The organism is Pseudonocardia sp. DxW (assembly GCF_058448985.1).
Genome location: NZ_JBZFLK010000017.1, coordinates 132,413 through 149,430, shown reverse-complemented (window position 1 = coordinate 149,430; position 17,018 = coordinate 132,413). Strand labels below are relative to the sequence as shown.

The following is a 17,018-nucleotide window of genomic DNA, read 5'->3' as shown; positions in this document are numbered from 1 at the left end:
CTCGAGCTCAACGCTCGGAGGCAGGGAGTGCTGACCCGCTGGCCGCTACCGGAGCCGAGCCTGGCACAACCAAGCCCGACAAGACCCATTAGAGGCCGCCGGTCTGCAGCAGCCGGTTCGGCGTGTTGCCGGTGGAGCCGCCGTCGATCCGGCCGCCGACCGCGTTGTCGATGATCCACTGCTTGACGGCGGGGCTGGGCCGGTCCCCCTGCGCCTGCTTGTACAGCGCCGCGACGCCGGCCGCGAACGGCGCGGCCATCGACGTCCCGCTGTAGGACGCGGTGCCCCCGCCGGGCACCGGCGCCACGATCCGGGTGCCCGGCGCGTAGAGCGACACGCAGCGCCCGGTCGAGGAGTTCGACGCCCGCCGGTCCTCGATCGTCGAGTTCGCCACCACCAGCACGCCGTCCACCGCCCGCGGCAGCGCGGTGCAGTCGTCGCCGCCGGTGTTGCCGGCCGACGACGCGGCGAACACCCCGGCGTCGAGCATCCGCTGCACCGCCTGGCGCAGCATCGGCGAGCTGCCGTAGCTCCAGGACATGACCGCGACCGACGGGCCGCGCTTGTTCTGCACCACCCAGTCCAGCCCGGCCAGCAGCGACGACAGCGTGCCGGTGCCGTTGCAGTCCAGCACCTTCACGCCGCGCACGTTCGCGCCGGGGGCCACGCCGTAGCTGTTCGACGCGGCGATGCCGGAGACGACGGTGCCGTGCCCGTCGCAGTCCTCGTCGCGGTCGTCGATCGTGTTGACCTCGAGCCGGGCCCGGCCGCCGAACTCCGGATGCCGCGCGTCCACCCCGGTGTCGAGCACGAAGACGTCCACCCCGGCGCCGGACGCGGTGCGCCGGTACTGCCCGTCCAGCGGCAGATCGGGCTGGTCGATCCGGTCGAGGCCCCAGTTGCCGGGCGCCTGCTCGGCGGTGGCGGTGCCGTCCGGGTCGTCCGGGTCCAACGGGGCGGCCTGGTGGGCGGCCTGCGGGTCCAGCGGGGTGACGGTGCGGTCCTCCTCGACCCCGACGACGCCCGGCCGGTCACGCAGCTCGGCCGCCTGCGCCGGGTCGAGCGGGGCGGCGAACCCGTGCAGCACCGTGTCGAAGGTGACGCTCGGCTCCGCGCCGACCGCCTCCACCGCGGCCCGGGTCTGGCCGGCCGTGGCGGTCTGCACCAGGTACCCGGTGACCGCCCCGACGGCAGTGCCGTTCCCGGCAGTGCTGTTGCCGGTGCTGCTGTTCCCGGTGCTGCTGCTCACGGCGCTGTTCGCGGCGCCGGAGGTGTCCGGCGCCGCCGACGCGACCGGCGCGAGGAGAACACCGAGCGCGACGGTCATCGCACCAGCTGTGACCGCGACAGCGGCTCGGGAACGGTGGAGGCTCACGGAAAGCGACGATATGCGGGCGTTGCCGGTGGGGCGAGAGACACGATGGTGGCCCGGGTGAATCGTGTGACTCGTGGGGTGACGGATGTGTAGCCGCCGGATCAGCCCAGGCGCCCGTGCACCGCTACCTCCGCGGCCTTCACCGCGAACCACAGCTCGTGCCCCGGCTCCACCCCCAGCTCGGCGACCGCGGCCGGGGTGACGTCGGCGGCCAGCCCGTCCACCCAGTCCGGCCCGCCCTCGGGGGCGCCCCCCCGCAGCCGCACGGTGTCGCCGCGCGGCTCCAGCGCCGCCACCCGGACCCGGAAGACGTTGCGCGGGCTGCCCTCCGGCCGGCGGGCGTGCACCGACACCGCGGTGGGCGGGAACACCGCGACCGCAGGCTCGCCGATCGCGACCTCGACCGCGTGCCCGTGCAGCTCCACGCCGTCGTCGGTGCGCAGGCCGGCGCCGTCCGCGGTGCCGGGCACCAGGTCCAGACCGGCGATCCGGGCCGAGAACGCGCTGCGCGGGCGGGCCAGCACCTCCCGGGCCGGGCCCTGCTCGACGATCCGGCCGGCCTCCAGCACGACGACCCGGTCGGCCAGCACCAGCGCGTCCAGCGCATCGTGGGTGACCAGCAGCGCGGTCTGCCCGCCGTCGGCGATCACCCGGCGGAGCAGCGAGCGCATCGCCGGGGTGGCGTCGACGTCCAGCGCGGCGAGCGGCTCGTCGAGCAGCAGCAGGCCCGGCCGCGGGGCCAGCGCCCTGGCCAGCGCGACCCGCTGCTGCTGACCGCCGGACAGCTGCGCCGGGCGGCGGCCGGCGAGCTGCTCGACGCCGACCGCGGCCAGCAGCCCGCGGGCCCGCTCGTCCGCCTCGGCCCGCGGCATCCCGTGCGCCCGCGGGCCGAACGCCACGTTCGCCAGCGCGGACAGGTGCGGGAACAGCAGCGGCTCCTGGGCGAGCAGGCCCACCCCGCGCCGGTACGGCGGGACGAACCCGCCGGTCCGGGTGTCGAGCAGGGTCCGGCCGCCGACCGTCAACCGGCCGTGGTCGGGCCGCAGCAACCCGGACAGGACGCCGAGCAGGGTCGACTTCCCGGCCCCGTTCGGCCCGAGCACGGCCAGCACCTCCCCGTCGGCGACGGCGAGCTCCAGCTCGAGGGCGAACCCGTCGCGCTCCAGCCGGACGGCCAGCTCGACGCCGCTCATCCGCGGCCGTCCATCCCGCGCGGGCGGCCGACGACGATCACGACCAGCGACACCACGACGAGCAGCAGCGACAGCGCGACCGCGCCCGCGACGTCGGTCTCGCCCTGCAGGTAGACCAGCAGCGGCAGGGTCCGGGTGGTGCCCTCCAGGCTCCCGGCGAACGCGATCGTGGCGCCGAACTCGCCCATGCAGCGAGCGAACGCGAGCACCAGCCCGGACGCCAGACCGGGCAGCACCAGCGGCACCGTCACCCGGCGGAAGGCGAGCCCGGGGGACGCGCCCAGGGTCGCCGCCGTCGCCTCGTAGCGCTCCCCCGCCGTCCGCAGCGCGCCCTCCAGCGAGACGATCAGGAACGGCATCGCCACGAACGTCTGGGCCAGGATCACCGCCACCGTGGTGAACGGGATGAAGATCCCGAACGCGGCGTCCAGTCCCTGCCCGACCAGGCCGTTCGCGCCGAGCAGGAACAGCAGGGCGAGTCCGCCGACGACCGGCGGCAGCACCAGCGGCAGCAGCACGATCGAGCGGACCGCACGCATCAGCCGGGGCAGCCGGTTGATCCGGCCGCGGGCCAGCACCACGGCGAGCGGACCGCCCAGCAGCAGGCACAGCGTCGTCGAGACGCCTGCGGTGAGCAGCGACAGCCGCAGCGCCGAGAGCGCCGCGTCGCTGGTCAGCAGGGACGGCATCGCCGCCCAGTCGGCCTCCCACAGCAGGCCGAACACCGGCAGCGCGATCACCAGGAAGCCGAGCCCGGCCGGGATCCACATCCAGACCGGCAGCCCGACGCCGGTGCCGTGCCGGTCGGCCGCACGCTCCCGGCGAGCGGGAGCGGTCGTGGTCACAGAGCGCCGCCCGGCGTCTCCACGACGACGTTGGTGGACTTGATCACCGCCACGGCGAGCGCGCCGGGCTCCAGCCCGAGGTCGCGGGCGGCCTCGCTGCTCATCAGGGAGACCACCCGGTGCGGGCCGCACTGCATCTCCACCTGGGCCATCACGGTGTCCGCGATGACCGAGGTGACGAGGCCGACCATCCGGTTGCGGGCGGACCGCTGGACGACCGAGGGGTCCGGCGGCGCGGAGGCGTGCTCGCGCGCGAACTCGGCGAGCGCCGCACCGTCGATGACCTTGCGGTTGGACGCGTCGGCCTGCACCGGCAGCGTCCCCGCGTCCACCCAGCGGCGGACGGTGTCGTCGCTGACGCCGAGCAGGCGGGCGGCCTCGGAGATCCTGAAGTGCGGCACGTCGTGGATACTAAGGTCGCGCCTGCGGCGGTGCCACGGCGGATGTCACGCAACTCCCGCCGGGCGTGTGCGCGCCCCGGCCGCGCCGGTGTGTTCTGATCGCGCCGTGGACTTCGCACCCAGTGCAGCGGCGACCGACTACACCGCGCGGATGCGCGCCTTCCTCGACGAGCGGGTGCTGCCCGCGGAGGCCGAGTACGACGCGTTCCGCGCACAGCGGCGGGGCACGCCGCAGGAGTGGGACCTGCCGCCGGTGGTGGAGTCTCTCAAGGAGGAGGCGCGCGGGCGCGGCCTGTGGAACCTGTTCCTGCCCTCGCTGTCGGGACTGTCGAACCTGGAGTACGCGCCGGTCGCCGAGGTGTCGGGCTGGTCGCCGGTGATCGCGCCGGAGGCGATCAACTGCCAGGCCCCGGACACCGGCAACATGGAGACCCTGCACCTGTTCGGCACCGAGGCGCAGAAGCAGGAGTGGCTGGAGCCGCTGCTGGCCGGCGAGATCCGGTCGGCGTTCGCGATGACCGAGCCGGACGTGGCCTCCTCGGACGCGACCAACATCGAGACCAGGATCCGGCGCGACGGCGACGACTACGTGATCGACGGCCGGAAGTGGTGGATCTCCGGCGCCGCCGACGAGCGCTGCCGGATCTTCATCGTGATGGGCAAGACCTCCCCGGACTCCGACGGGTCCGTCTCGCCGCACCGCAGGCAGTCGATGATCCTGGTCCCGCGGGACACCCCGGGCCTGCAGATCGTGCGGCACCTGCCGACGTTCGGCTACCAGGACCAGCACGGCCACTCCGAGCTGGTGCTCGACGGCGTGCGGGTGCCGGCGTCGAACATCCTGGGCGAGGAGGGCGGCGGGTTCGCCATCGCCCAGGCCCGGCTCGGCCCCGGCCGGATCCACCACTGCATGCGGCTGATCGGGATGGCCGAGCGGGCCCTGTCGCTGATGGTGCAGCGGGCACAGGCGCGGGTCGCGTTCGGGCGGCCGCTGGCCGACCAGGGCGTCGTGCGCGAGCAGATCGCGCTGTCCCGGATGGAGATCGAGCAGGCCCGGCTGCTGACCCTCAAGACGGCCTGGCTGATCGACGAGCACGGCGCCAAGGGCGCGCGCACCGAGATCGCCGCGATCAAGGTCGTGGTGCCGCGGACGGCCTGCGCGGTGATCGACCGGGCGATGCAGGTGCACGGCGGCGGCGCGATGAGCGACGACTTCCCGCTCGCCTACTTCTACGCCTGGGCGCGGGCGCTGCGGTTCGCCGACGGCCCGGACGAGGTGCACATCCGCTCGGTCGCGCGGCAGGAGCTCGCCGCGCACTCCTGAGGCGCTCACCGGACGAGCGGTCCCGGCCGGAGTAGTCGCGTTGTACCTATCCTTTTGACTAGGTACAGGGCGACTAGTTCCGCACCTGCGACGAGCCGCACCGGACCGCTCCCGCTGCTGCGGATCACCGCGTTGAGCTGCGGAAATCCGCGCTGTGCCGGTCGGCGCGACGGGGGCTAGCCTCGGGCCCATGACCACCCAGCTCGGCCTGCCGACGCTGCGCGGCGGCCCGTCCCGGGACCCGTCCCGCCCCGCCGACACCCGTCTCATCGACGGGTTCGGCCGGGTCGCGACGGACCTGCGGATCTCGCTCACCGACCGCTGCAACCTGCGCTGCACCTACTGCATGCCCGCCGAGGGCCTGGACTGGATGCCGCGCGACGAGCAGCTCACCGACGACGAGCTCAACCGGCTCATCGCGGTCGCCGTGCACGAGCTCGGCATCGAGGAGCTGCGGTTCACCGGCGGCGAGCCGATGCTGCGCAAGGGCCTGGAGAACGTGCTGTCCGCGGCGTCGGCGCTGCACCCCCGGCCGGACATCTCGCTGACCACCAACGGCATCGGCCTGGCCCGGCGCGCCGGGGCCCTGGCCGCCGCCGGGGTGAACCGGCTCAACGTCTCGATGGACACCCTGCGCCCCGAGCGGTTCGCCGAGATCACCCGGCGGGACCGGCTGCAGGACGTACTCGACGGGCTGGCCGCCGCGCACGCCGCCGGGCTGCGCCCGGTGAAGATCAACGCGGTACTGCTCCGCGGGGTCAACGACGACGAGGCCGCCGATCTGCTGGAGTTCGCCCTGGCCCACGGCTACCAGCTGCGGTTCATCGAGCAGATGCCGCTCGACGCGCAGCACGGCTGGCGGCGCTCCGAGATGATCACCGCCGAGGAGATCCTGGCGCGGCTGGAGGAGCGGTTCGTGCTCCGGGAGTCCGGCGAGGACCGCGGCGGCGCCCCGGCCGAGAAGTTCGAGGTGCTGGGCCGGCGCGACGGAGCACCGCTGCGCACCCCCGGCACGCCGGACACCGCGCCGACGGTCGGCGTGATCGCCTCGGTGACCCGGCCGTTCTGCGGTGCCTGCGACCGCACCCGGCTCACCGCCGACGGGCAGATCCGCACCTGCCTGTTCGCCACCGGCGAGACCGACCTGCGGGCGATGCTGCGCGGCGGCGCGACCGACGCCGAGATCGCCGACACCTGGCGGTACGCCATGTGGGGCAAGAAGGCGGGGCACGGCATCGACGATCCCGGCTTCCTGCAGCCCACCCGTCCGATGAGCTCGATCGGAGGATGACCGGCATGACCACCGGCATCGACAGCTGCACCACCGGCCGCACCGGCACCGGCAGCCACGACGACGGCACCGCGGCGCACCGCACGCTGACCGTGCGCTACTTCGCCGCCGCCAAGGCCGCCGCGGGCACCGCGGAGGAGACCGTCACGCTCCCGCCGGACGCGACCGTCGCCGACGCCGTCGCCCTGCTGCGGTCGGCGCACGGGCCGGAGCTCGGCACCGTGCTCGACCGCTGCAGCTTCCTGCTCGACGAGTACGCGGTGCGCGACCGCTCCACCGTCCTGCGCGACGCCTCGGTGCTGGACGTGCTGCCGCCGTTCGCCGGCGGCTGACCGGGGCCGGCCGGCCGGGACTCAGCGGCCGATGTCGAGCACCGTCAGGGTCCCGCTCTTGAGGTTGCTGACGTAGGCCCGCTCGCCCGACGGCAGCACCGCAACACTCGTCGGGGCGTCCCCGACCGGGATCGTCGCCGTCACCACGTTCGCGTCGGCGCTGATCACCGAGACCGTGTCGTCCTCGACGTTCGCGGTGTAGGCGAACCGGCCGTCCGGCGACCAGGCGATGGCCTGCGGGTTCCGGCCGACCGGGACGGTCGCGACCACAGTGTTCGTGTCGGTGTCGGTGATCGACACCGAGGCCGAGTCGTAGTTGACGTTGGCCACCAGCGGGCGGGCCGGGTTCACCGCGATGCTGTGCGGGCTGATCCCGACCGGGACCTCCGCGATCACCTCGTTCGTCGCCGTGTCCAGCACGCTGATCAGGTTCGACTCGTGGTTGGCGGTGTAGGCCCGGCTCCCGTCGGCGGACAGCGCCACCCAGTGCGGGTTCGGCGCGACCGTGATCTCCGACTCCACCTCGTTCGTCGCGGTGTCGATCACCGAGACGGTCCCCGAGTCGTGGTTGGGGACGTAGACCCGCTTCGCGTCCGGCGTCACGACCAGCGCGTACGGGCGGGTCCGCACCGGGACGGTCGCGACCACCGAGTTCGTCCCGGTGTCCAGCACGGCGACCGCCGCGATCGTGCGGGCCTCGTCGAACACGCTGACGTAGACGTGCTGCCCGTCCGGCGCGAACGCGATGTACTGCGGCGGGCCGGCCGGGACCTCGATCGTCGCGACGACCCGGTCCACCGCGGTGTCCAGCACGGTCACCACCCCGGCGGCCCGGTTCGCCACGTAGGCGAGCCTGCCGTTCGGCGACACGGCGACGAATCCCGACGTCTGCCCGGCCGGGATCGTCTCGCCGATGGTCGGGATCGGGAGGGCGGCCGCCGTGGTGCCGGTGAACTGCGGCGGCACCGGGGTGATCGCCTCGCTCTCCCGGACCAGCAGGCCGTAGCCGCCGGTGCCGAAGAAGACGACGCCCGCCAGCAGCACCAGCGTCGCGACACCGGCGACGGCGAGCAGCCGCCGCCGGTTCCGGACGGGCGGTACCGGCTCTGTGCCGGTGCCGGTGCCGGTGCCGGCCGGCGGGAGCGGGCCGTCCCCGCCGGCCGCGTCCGGGTGGCCGGGCCGGGTGGGCGGCGGCGCGCCGTTGCCCGCCGCTCCCTGGCCGGGCCCGGGGGGCCACGGGAATCCGGCCGGCGGCACCGCCGCCGCGCCGGGCCGGTGCGGGTCGCCCGCGGCGGCACCGTCACCGGGGCGGGGCGTACCGGCCGGGGCGGCCGCACCGTCGCCCGGGCGCGGCGGGCCGCCCGGGCCCGCGCCGCCCGGACGGGTCGTGCCGCCCGCGGCCGCGTCGGCGGACCAGGGCGGGCCGCCCGCAGCCGCGTCACCGGGCCGGGGCAGGCCGCCCGGGGCCGCGTCGCCCGGGCGGGGCAGGCCGCCCGGTGTCCCGCCATCCGGCCGGCCGGTCGCCGGTGCTCCCCCGCCCGGCCCGGCCCGGTGTGCGGCGGCGGCGGACGGGTCGGTGGGGCCCGGTCCGGTCGGGCCGCCGGGGCGCGGGATCCCGTCCGCGGAGTCCGCCGTGGTGCCGGCCGGACGCGGCGGGCCGGCCGCCGGGGCGCCGCTGCCGGCACCCGGCCGCGGGATCCCGCCCGCGGCCGCCGCGGCAGCGCCGAACGCCCCGGCAGCCCCGGCGGCCCCCGTAGACCCGGCCGCCCCGGTGTCCCGGTCGGCGCGGGCCAGCTCGGCGGCACCCAGCGCCACGGCGTATTTCGGGTGCGTGTCGACCACGATCGGCCTGCCCAGCGACTCCGACAGCATCCGCCCGACCAGTGGGATCCGGGACGAGCCGCCGACCAGCAGCACCGCGGACAGCTCGTCCGGCGCGACGTGCGCGGACCGCAGGGTCCGGGTCAGCGCGCCGATCGTCGACTCGATCTGCGCGCGGATCATGCTCTCGAACTCGTCGGCGGTGAGGCGCACCTCGAAGTGCCGGTGCGGGAGGAACACCGGGATGGTGGTCTCGCTGTCGATCGACAGCGCCTCCTTGGCCAGCACGCAGTCCTGGCGCAGCCGGGCCATCGCGACCGAGGTCTGCAGGTCGCCCATGTCGAGCTCGGTCAGCGCGCCGCCGGCCTGGAAGTTGACGTGCGCCAGGATCGCCTCGTCGAAGTCGACCCCGCCGAGCCGCTCGATCCCCTCCGGCGTGCCCAGGATCTCGATGCCGTCGCCCTGCTTGCGCAGGACGGTCGCGTCGAAGGTGCCGCCGCCCAGGTCGTAGACGGCGACGACGTCGCCCTCGGCGAGCCGCCGGGACGCGGCGTAGTGCGCGGCGGCACCCTCCGGTTCGGTGACGGTGCGTAGCGGGACCGCGTCGGCGCCGGTGAGCCCGGCGAGCTCGGGGACCTCCTCGAACAGCTCGCGCCGGAACGGGCCCCAGTTGGCCGGGTGGGTCAGCACGATGCTCGCCGGGGGCACGCCCTCGGTCTCCCGGACCACCGCGACGACGTCCCGTAGCACCGCGCCGAGCAGGTTCGTCACCGAGTGGGCGACCCCGCCGAGGATCACCGGGATCGGATCGCCGAGCCGGCGCTTGAACTCGCGGCCGACCCGGTCGGGCTTGGCCACCGCCTGCCGCACCGCGGCGTCGCCGGTGATCATCGTGCCGTCCTCGCGGACGTACACCGCCGACGGGGACACCACGCTCCGGTCACCGAGGGTGAACATCTCGACCTGCGAGTCGTGCGCGACCGCCGCAGCGACGAACGTCGTCCCGAGATCGACACCCAGGCTGTAGCTCACGGTCGCGCCTCCTGTCCCGGCCCCCGCGGGCACCCGTGCACCGGCGCTGACGGACCAGCCCGGTACTCGCGCAACCCGCCCGCGCGTTACACACCGACACGTGTCGGAACGCAAGGGTGCAGGCCCTACCCGGGGGTGGGGTGGGCACGCTTCCCCGGCGGCCCCGGGGCCGGGACGATCGACCGATGACGGTCGATCCCGCGCCCGGTGCCGCCGTGGACGACCCCGCGTCCGGCCGCGGTCAGTGGTCCCGGCGCCGCAAGCTCGAACGCAGGCTGCACGACGGCGCGGCGCTGCGGATCTCGGCGCTCACCCTGCAGCTCGGCCTGTTCCGGCACCGGCTGCCCGCCGGGGAGGTCGAGCTGGACCGCGAGATCGACGTCCTGCAGGAGGAGCTGCACGTGGTGCTCCAGGAGCTGCGCGAGGTCGCCGCCGAGCTCTACCCGCCGCTGCTCGACGAGGCGGGGCTCGGCCCGGCGCTGCACGAGCTGTCCGGCCGGCTGGACCGGACGGTCACCGTCGACGTCCCGGACCGGCGGTTCGGGGCGGCGGCGGAGGGCGCGGCGTACTTCGCGCTGCTCGCCTGCCTGACCGGCCCGGCCGGGGACGGCGGGCCGGTCGCGGTGTCCGCCCGGGCCGACGGCACCGACCTGCTGCTGCGCACCGAGGGCGCCGGGCCGCGGGCGGTCGCCCACTTCGCGGAGTTCGCCCGGCCGCTCGGCGGCAGCGCCGACGTCGTCCCCGGGTCCACCCCCGGGTCCACCACGATCATCGCGAGGTTCCCGTGCGTGTAGCGCTCGCCGAGGACGGCGCGCTGTTCCGGGAGGGCCTGCTGATGCTGCTGCAGGCGGCCGGTCACGAGGTCGTCGGCTGCGCCGCGGACGGCGACGAGCTCGTCGCGCTGCTCGGCCGGGACACCGCCGACGTCGCGGTGCTCGACATCCGGATGCCGCCGGAGCCGGACGGCGGGCTGGTCACCGCGGAGCGGCTGCGGGCACTGCACCCGAAGATGGGGCTGCTGTTCCTGTCGCACTACGCCGAGTCGCACTACCTGATGCGGATCCTGGACATCGGCACCGACGCGATCGGCTACCGGCTCAAGGAGAAGGTGGGCAGCGTCGAGGTGCTCACCGACACCCTCACCCGGATCCGGGACGGCGAAATCGTGATCGAGCCGGTGCTGGCGAAACGGCTGGTGGAACGCCCGCGCGGGGACCGCCGCGACGCGCTCGCCGCGCTCACCGAGCGGGAGCTGGACGTGCTGAAGCTGATGGCGGAGGGCCGGTCCAACACCGGGATCGCCGGGCAGCTCTACGTCACGCCGAAGGCCGTCGAGAAGCACATCGCGAACATCTTCGCCAAGCTCGGGCTGCACGGCGAGTCCTCCGAGCAGCACCGGCGGGTGCTCGCCGTGCTCACCTACCTCCGTTCGCAGGACGACACCGGCTGACGAGGCACTAGCGTTGCGCCGCGCGATCCGGGCGGGCGGGGTGGGTGGTTGCGGATGGACCGGACGTTCCTGGTGCGCGGTCTGCGGACGCTGCTCGCCGTCGTCGCGGTGCTGGCCGCGTTCGCGGTGCCGCTCGGGCTGCTCGGCCCGGTACTCGGCGACTCGCCCGCCGGACTGCTGCTGCCGTTCGCGACCGCCGCGCTGGTCACCGCGGCCGCCGGGACGGTGCTGCCCCGACTGGACCGGTGGCTGCGACGGTGGAACCCGCAGCTGCCCGGCAGCCCGTACTCCGCGCTCGCCACCGCGGCGGCCCGGGTCCGGGCCGGCAGCCTCGCCGAGGCGCTCCCCGGGCTGGTGCAGGTCGTCGCCGACGGCACCGGCGCGCGGCACGCCGCGCTGTGGCTGGTCGTCGGGGACCGGCTGGTCGCCGCGGCGGCGCACCCGCCGGCCGGGACCGCCGAGCCGGTGACCGAACCGGGCCTGGCCGCGCTGCTCACCCGGCCGGACACCGACCACGTGGTGCCGGTGCTCGACGGCGACGCGCTGCGCGCGGCGCTGGCGATCGGCAAGGACCCGCTGCCGGTCACCGCGGCCGACCGGCAGCTGCTGCGCGACGTCGCGAACGGTGCCGGTGCACTGCTGCGCGAGCTGGCCCGCGGCACCGAGCTGGAGGAGCGGGTGCGCCGCGCCGACGAGCTCGCCGACGAGGTGCAGCGGTCCCGGGAGCGGCTGAACCGGGCCCGCGACGTGGAGCGCCGCCGGCTGGTCGCCGAGCTCGGGCACGCCACGACCGGCCGGCTGGCCGCCCTGCGCGACGAGCTGGGCCGGGCCAGGTCGGGGCTCACCGGCGACGGCCCGGCCGCCGGGGAGGTGCCGGAGGCGCTGCGCCGGGTCCGGGAGCTGCTCGACGAGCTGCTGGACCGGGTCCGGGTGATCGCCCGTGGCGTGCATCCCGCGGTGCTGCGCGACCAGGGCCCGGCGGCGGCGCTCGAGGAACTGGTGGCCGACCTGCCCCGGCGGGTGCTGCTGGACGCGGAGCCGGACCGCAGGTTCGACTGGGAGATCGAGTCCGGGCTGTACTGGCTGGTGGCGTCCGCGGTGCAGCACCTGGCCACCGGTGACGGCGGCCCGGACCTGCGGGTGCTGCTGCGGCACGAGCGCGGCCGGTTGCTGGCCCGGGTCGAGGACCCGGATCCGCGGTCCGGCGCGGAGCGGCTGCGGGAGGCGCTGGCCGTCGACGTCGAGCGGCTCGCCGCGCTGGGCGGTGAGCTGCGGCTCGATCCGCGCGACGGCGGCGGGGTGCTGCTGCGGGCCCGGCTGCCGGACCGGCTCGATCCGCTGGGCGTCCCCCCGGCGGTGACGTCCGACCAGGCGTCCGGCCAGGTGTCCGGCTGGGCGTCCGGCCAGGCGTCCGACCGGGTGTCCGACCAGGTGTCCGACCAGGTGTCCGACCAGGTGTCCGGCCAGGCGTCCGGCTGGGCGCCCGACCGGGCGTCAGGCCGGGTGTCCGGCCGGGGGACGCCGTGGTGACCGCGGCCCCGTCCCGGGCCGGGACGGCCGGGTTCGCCGCCGCCGTCGTCGTCGGGTCGGTGTGCGCCGTCGGCTGGCTGCTGCTCGGGTCGGCCGCCGCGGTCGTCGGGTACCTGCCCGGCGCCGCCGGCCTGCTCCCGGCCGGCGACCGGGCGGGCGGGCTGTTCACCGCCGCATCCGCCGGCGCGCCGCTCGCGCAGGTCGTGCCGGACTACGCGTGCAGCGCGCTGAACCTGGCCGTCGCCGGGCTGCTGCTCGGTTCCGGCGCCCGGCAGTGGGCGCTGCGGCTGTCGGTGCTCGCGACGATCGGCGCGGCCGCCGGGTTCAACCTGCAGGCGCGCACCGCGGCCGTGCTGCTGGACGCGGTCGCCGGGGTCCGGATCGGCACGCTGCTGCTGGTCGCGCTGCCGGTCCTCGCCTGCGCCTGCGCGGTGGCGGCGCTGCCCGCGTTCGCCGGCCGGTGGCGGGATCCGCTGTCGCTCGGCACCGCCGCCGTCGTGCTGCTGCTCTGCGGGACCGTGACCGTGACCGCCGGCCCGGTCGCCGGCTGCGTGCTGCTGTCCGGCCTGCTGGTGCCGGTGCTCGGGCTGGTCGTGCTGCGCGACGGCGGCCGCGGCCCGGTCGGCGACCGCACCCGGTCGCGGCTGGTCTCCTGCACCCTGCTCGCGATCCTGGTGACCGTCGCGGTGTTGCTCGCCGTGACGGTGGCGCTGGTCGTGCTGGGCGCGCCCGGCCTGACCGTCGACGTCCCGGTCGCTCCCGGCGCCGCACCGCAGGACGCGCCGGCCGCGCTGCTGTTCTGGTTCGCCCGGATCGCCTCCGCCGCGGTCGCGCCCGCGATGCTGGTGGCGGTCACCGGCACCCGCCACCGACCGCTGCTGAGCCGGGGGATCGTCGTCGCGCTGGTCGCGGCGACCACCGGCGGCGCGGTGGCGGTCCTGCAGGCCGGCCTGGCCGCCGCCGGGCCGGGATCGGGCACCGGCTGGACCGCCGTGGCCGCGGCGCTGCCGGTCGCCGCGGTGCTGCTCCCGCTGCGCGCCCGGGTGGAGGACGCCGTCGACCGGTACCTCTACGGCAGGCGGCCGACGCCGTACAGCGGGCTGGCCGGGATCGCGGCGCTGTCCCGCGACGGCGGCGACGGCTCCCCCGACCTGGCCCGGGCGACCGAGGCGGTGGGCCGCGGCCTGGGCGCGTCGGTGTGCCGGCTGACCGTGCACCGGCCGGGGCTGCGGGACCGCACCTACGCCTGGACCGCGGCCGGGGCCCGCCCGCCCACCGACCCGGACGCGCTGGTGCGGGTACCGGTCCGGCACGGCGACGACGACCTCGGCGAGGTCGCGGTGGACCGGGCGGCGGTGGAGGGCCTGCGCACCGACCGCAACCGGCTGCTCGCCGACGTCGCGGACAGCCTGGCCGTCGTGCTGCAGGCCAGCCGGTCCGCGATCGAGCTGGAGCGGCAGCTGCGGGCGGCGGTCGCGCACGGCGAACGGATCGCGGCCGCCCGCCGGGACGCGGTCGCCGCGATGGACCGGGAACGCCGCCGGATCGAGCGGGACCTGCACGACGGCGCCCAGCACCATCTCGTCACCCTCGGCCTGGCGCTCGGGCTGGTCGAGCACGAGGCGGGCGCCGGTCGTACCGAACAGGCCGTGCAGCGGCTGGACATGCTGCTGGAACGGGTCGACGCCGCCGAGGCGGTGCTCGCCGAGACCGCGGGCGGCGTGTCCGCCGGGATCCGGGCCGAGCAGGGCCTGGTCACCGCGCTGCGGGACGCACTGTCCGGGGGCGATCCCCCGGTCGTCGTCGTGCACGACGGGGTGCCCGCCGACCGGCGCTATCCCGGCGACATCGGCGACACCGCGTACTTCTGCTGCCTGGAGGCGGTCGGCAACGCCCGCAAGCACGCGCCCGGGGCGGCGGTGCGGGTCGACGTCGAGGAGAGCGGCGGGATGCTGCGGATGGCGGTCCGCGACGAGGGCCCCGGCTTCGAGCCGGGGCCCTCGGCGGCGCTCGCCGGGGCGCCGGGGCGTGGATTGCGGAACCTGACCACCCGGCTGCTCGCGGTCGGCGGGACGGTCGCGGTGCGCTCGACCCCGGGATCCGGGACGACGGTGATGTGGTCGCTGCCGGTGCCGGGCGGGACCGGGGCGACCGGGGCGGCCGGGGCGGCCGGGGCGGCCGGGGCGGCCGGGGCGGCCGGGGCGGCCGGGGCGGCCGGGGCGGCCGGGGCGGCCGGGGCGCCGGCAACGGAGCGGGAGCAGCCCGGGGTGCGGGCCGGGGTGGATCCGGGGGCGGCGGACACGGCGTCCGGCCCGGCGACCGGGGCCGGACCGCACCCGCCGCCGGCCGGGGCGGACCGGGCCGGGGCCGACCGGACGCACACCGGGCCGGGAAACGGGCAGCCCGCCGGATCCACCGACGGCGGGCTGGTCGGCCGGGTGCTGGAGCTGCTGCGGGCGGCGGAGGCGGTGCTCCCCGACCCGGGACCGGTGCGGGCCGCGGCCGAGCGGCTCGCCACCGCGGCGGGCGACGGGCACACCGGCACCACGGGCACCGACGGCACAGCAGGCGGCGGGGCGGACCACAGCAGCACGGACCACCACAGCACGGACCACGGCAGCGCGAGCCGGGACAGGGCGGACCACGACAGGGCGGGCCACGGCGGGACGGACCACGACCGTGCGGCCCACGGCGGTGCGAGCCGGGACAGGGCGAACCGGGACACACCGGACCGGGCCGACGTGCACGCCGCGCGGACGGCGCTGCGGGCCCTCGAGGACGCGGTCGCACAGGCCCCCCGGGACCGGACCGAGGACCTGCGCTACCGGATCGAGCAGCTCCGCGCCGGGGCGCACGAGCTGGTCGAGGTGGAGCTGACCGAGATCCTGCGGGACGGCGGCGCGGTGCTCCCCGGCCGGGTCCGCGAGGCCGCGGAACGGATGCTGGGCGGGCACGGGACGGACCCGCGGGACCGGCTCGGGCTGCCCGCCGACGCGGACGCGGACGCGATCGGCCGGGCCGCGGCCGAGGAGCTGCTGCGCTGGCAGCGCCGGGCGGCGCATCCGGCGTCCACCGGCACCGTCCGGGACGTCGCGCTGGTGGTGGTCCGGGTCTGCGAGCGGATCCTCACGCCCGGCGGGTGAGCGGCGACCCGCCGGGCCGACCGGGGCGGGGCGGCAGCGGTCGCCGTCAGGCCACGGCGACCGGGCGCAGGACGTCCTCGCCGTAGAGGTCCTCGACCCAGTGCTGCTGGTAGATGGTGTCCAGGTAGCGCTCGCCCAGGTCCGGGGCCAGCGCGACGGCGGTGGTGCCGGGGGTGCCGTGCACGTCCAGCCAGGCGGCGGCCCCGCTGACGACGGTGCCGGTCGATCCGCCGAACAGGAACCCGGTGCGGGCCAGCGCGTGGCAGGTGCGCACGGTGTCCCGCTCCTCGACCAGCACCACGTCGTCGACCAGGGACTCGTCGAGCTGGGCCGGCCGGACGCCGCTGCCGAGCCCGGGGATCATCCGGCGGGCGGCCGGGCCGCCGAAGGTGACCGACCCGACGCTGTCCACCGCGACGATCCGCACCGGCCGGTGCCACGCGCGGAAGAACCGGGCGCAGCCCATCAGGGTGCCGCAGGTGCCCGCACCGACGAACAGCACGTCCAGCTCGGGGAACTCGGCGGCGATCGCCGGGGCGGTGGTGGCGTGGTGGGCGCGCCAGGCGTTCGGGTTCGCGTACTGGTTGAGCCACACGAACCGGTCGTCGGAGGCGCACAGCGCGCGGACGTGGTTCATCCGGGCGCCGAGCAGGCCGTGCTCCGGGTCCGGCTCGGTGATCACGTGCACCTCGGTGCCCAGCGACTCCATCAGCCGCCGGGTGGCGAGGTTGCAGCGGTTGTCGGTGACGCAGACGAACCGGTAGCCGCGGTTCGCGGCGATCATGCTCAGGGCCACCCCGAGGTTCCCGGACGACGACTCGACCAGCGCCGAGCCGGGCCGCAGGATCCCGTCCCGCTCGGCGGCCTCGACCATCGCCGAGGCGGCCTTCAGCTTGACCGAGCCGGCGAAGTTGAAGCCCTCGCACTTGAGGTGGAGCGGGACGTCGACCAGCGACCGCAGGTCGACGTAGAGGTCGTCCTGGTTGAACTGCTGGGGGCCGGTGATGATCGTCATCGTGATCGCCTCGTTCCGCTCGTCGGGACCGGTCACCACAGTCCCGCCGCGGCGCGCGCCGCTCGATCGTGTGCACACCCCGACCCGCGGTGGCCGCCCCCGGAGCGGGGTGGGGACAACCCCAGGGGGCCCACCCCGCCGACATCGCGGCCGTTCCGGCGCACGCTCGTCGGGTCCGGTCGTCCCGGACGCGACCCGCGAGGAGCGCCCGACCATGACCGTCGTCAGAACTGGCTATTCCGATCCCCCCGGCACGGACGCCCCCG

13 protein-coding genes are annotated in these 17,018 nt (G+C 76.3%); 7 read left to right on the top strand and 6 right to left on the bottom strand.

Annotation, left to right across the window (positions count from 1 at the left end; all coding sequences use genetic code 11):
* Nucleotides 1-88: 88 nt before the first annotated feature.
* From ACVJO7_RS24665 to ACVJO7_RS24650, 4 genes are all read right to left on the bottom strand, one after another.
* A complete protein-coding gene (locus tag ACVJO7_RS24665; protein ID WP_491674847.1) occupies nt 89-1,327 on the bottom strand; it encodes a S8 family peptidase in 1,239 nt (412 codons plus the stop codon).
* Nucleotides 1,328-1,476: 149 nt separating this feature from the next.
* Entirely contained in the window at nt 1,477-2,568 is a 1,092-nt protein-coding gene (locus ACVJO7_RS24660; RefSeq protein WP_491674846.1) for a sulfate/molybdate ABC transporter ATP-binding protein, read from the bottom strand.
* Nucleotides 2,565-3,338 carry an ABC transporter permease gene (locus tag ACVJO7_RS24655; protein WP_344027144.1) on the bottom strand — a complete coding sequence of 258 codons (774 nt, stop codon included), beginning with the start codon at nt 3,336-3,338 and terminating at the stop codon, nt 2,565-2,567. The genes ACVJO7_RS24660 and ACVJO7_RS24655 overlap by 4 nt, the downstream gene beginning before the upstream one ends.
* 71 nt (nt 3,339-3,409) lie before the next feature.
* Nucleotides 3,410-3,814, bottom strand: coding sequence for a TOBE domain-containing protein (locus ACVJO7_RS24650; RefSeq protein ID WP_358485104.1), 405 nt, complete (start codon nt 3,812-3,814; stop codon nt 3,410-3,412).
* A 106-nt stretch (nt 3,815-3,920) separates the two neighbouring features.
* On the opposite strand from ACVJO7_RS24650, the gene ACVJO7_RS24645 reads away from it, so the two are divergent.
* The 3 genes from ACVJO7_RS24645 (at nt 3,921) to ACVJO7_RS24635 (ending at nt 6,761) form a co-directional block, all read left to right on the top strand.
* Entirely contained in the window at nt 3,921-5,138 is a 1,218-nt protein-coding gene (locus tag ACVJO7_RS24645) for an acyl-CoA dehydrogenase family protein (protein WP_344026881.1), read from the top strand.
* A gap of 190 nt (nt 5,139-5,328) precedes the next feature.
* Nucleotides 5,329-6,429, top strand: a complete 1,101-nt coding sequence (gene moaA, locus ACVJO7_RS24640; RefSeq protein WP_491674845.1) for a GTP 3',8-cyclase MoaA — start codon at nt 5,329-5,331, stop codon at nt 6,427-6,429.
* Between the two features lie 5 nt (nt 6,430-6,434).
* Complete coding sequence (locus ACVJO7_RS24635; RefSeq protein ID WP_491674844.1) at nt 6,435-6,761, top strand: MoaD/ThiS family protein; 327 nt, start codon at nt 6,435-6,437, stop codon at nt 6,759-6,761.
* 21 nt (nt 6,762-6,782) lie between these two features.
* Here ACVJO7_RS24635 and ACVJO7_RS24630 read toward each other — a convergent pair whose 3' ends face one another.
* Entirely contained in the window at nt 6,783-9,614 is a 2,832-nt protein-coding gene (locus tag ACVJO7_RS24630; RefSeq protein ID WP_491674843.1) for an Hsp70 family protein, read from the bottom strand.
* Between the two features lie 185 nt (nt 9,615-9,799).
* Here ACVJO7_RS24630 and ACVJO7_RS24625 point away from each other — a divergent pair, with 185 nt between their 5' ends.
* The 4 genes from ACVJO7_RS24625 to ACVJO7_RS24610 are packed head-to-tail and all read left to right on the top strand — an operon-like array spanning nt 9,800 to nt 15,737.
* Nucleotides 9,800-10,408: a histidine kinase gene (locus ACVJO7_RS24625; RefSeq protein ID WP_491674842.1), complete on the top strand. Its 609-nt coding sequence runs from the start codon at nt 9,800-9,802 to the stop codon at nt 10,406-10,408.
* Nucleotides 10,399-11,064, top strand: a complete 666-nt coding sequence (locus tag ACVJO7_RS24620) for a LuxR C-terminal-related transcriptional regulator (protein WP_344024707.1) — start codon at nt 10,399-10,401, stop codon at nt 11,062-11,064. Before ACVJO7_RS24625 ends, ACVJO7_RS24620 begins: the two co-directional genes overlap by 10 nt.
* Before the next feature lie 54 nt (nt 11,065-11,118).
* Nucleotides 11,119-12,594: a sensor histidine kinase gene (locus ACVJO7_RS24615; protein ID WP_491674841.1), complete on the top strand. Its 1,476-nt coding sequence runs from the start codon at nt 11,119-11,121 to the stop codon at nt 12,592-12,594.
* Nucleotides 12,591-15,737 (top strand): ATP-binding protein, encoded by a 3,147-nt coding sequence (locus tag ACVJO7_RS24610; RefSeq protein WP_491674840.1) that lies wholly within the window; start codon nt 12,591-12,593, stop codon nt 15,735-15,737. The genes ACVJO7_RS24615 and ACVJO7_RS24610 overlap by 4 nt, the downstream gene beginning before the upstream one ends.
* A 46-nt stretch (nt 15,738-15,783) precedes the next feature.
* On the opposite strand, the gene sbnA is transcribed toward ACVJO7_RS24610, so the two are convergent.
* Nucleotides 15,784-16,752 (bottom strand): 2,3-diaminopropionate biosynthesis protein SbnA, encoded by a 969-nt coding sequence (gene sbnA, locus ACVJO7_RS24605; RefSeq protein WP_344021737.1) that lies wholly within the window; start codon nt 16,750-16,752, stop codon nt 15,784-15,786.
* Nucleotides 16,753-17,018: the final 266 nt, after the last annotated feature.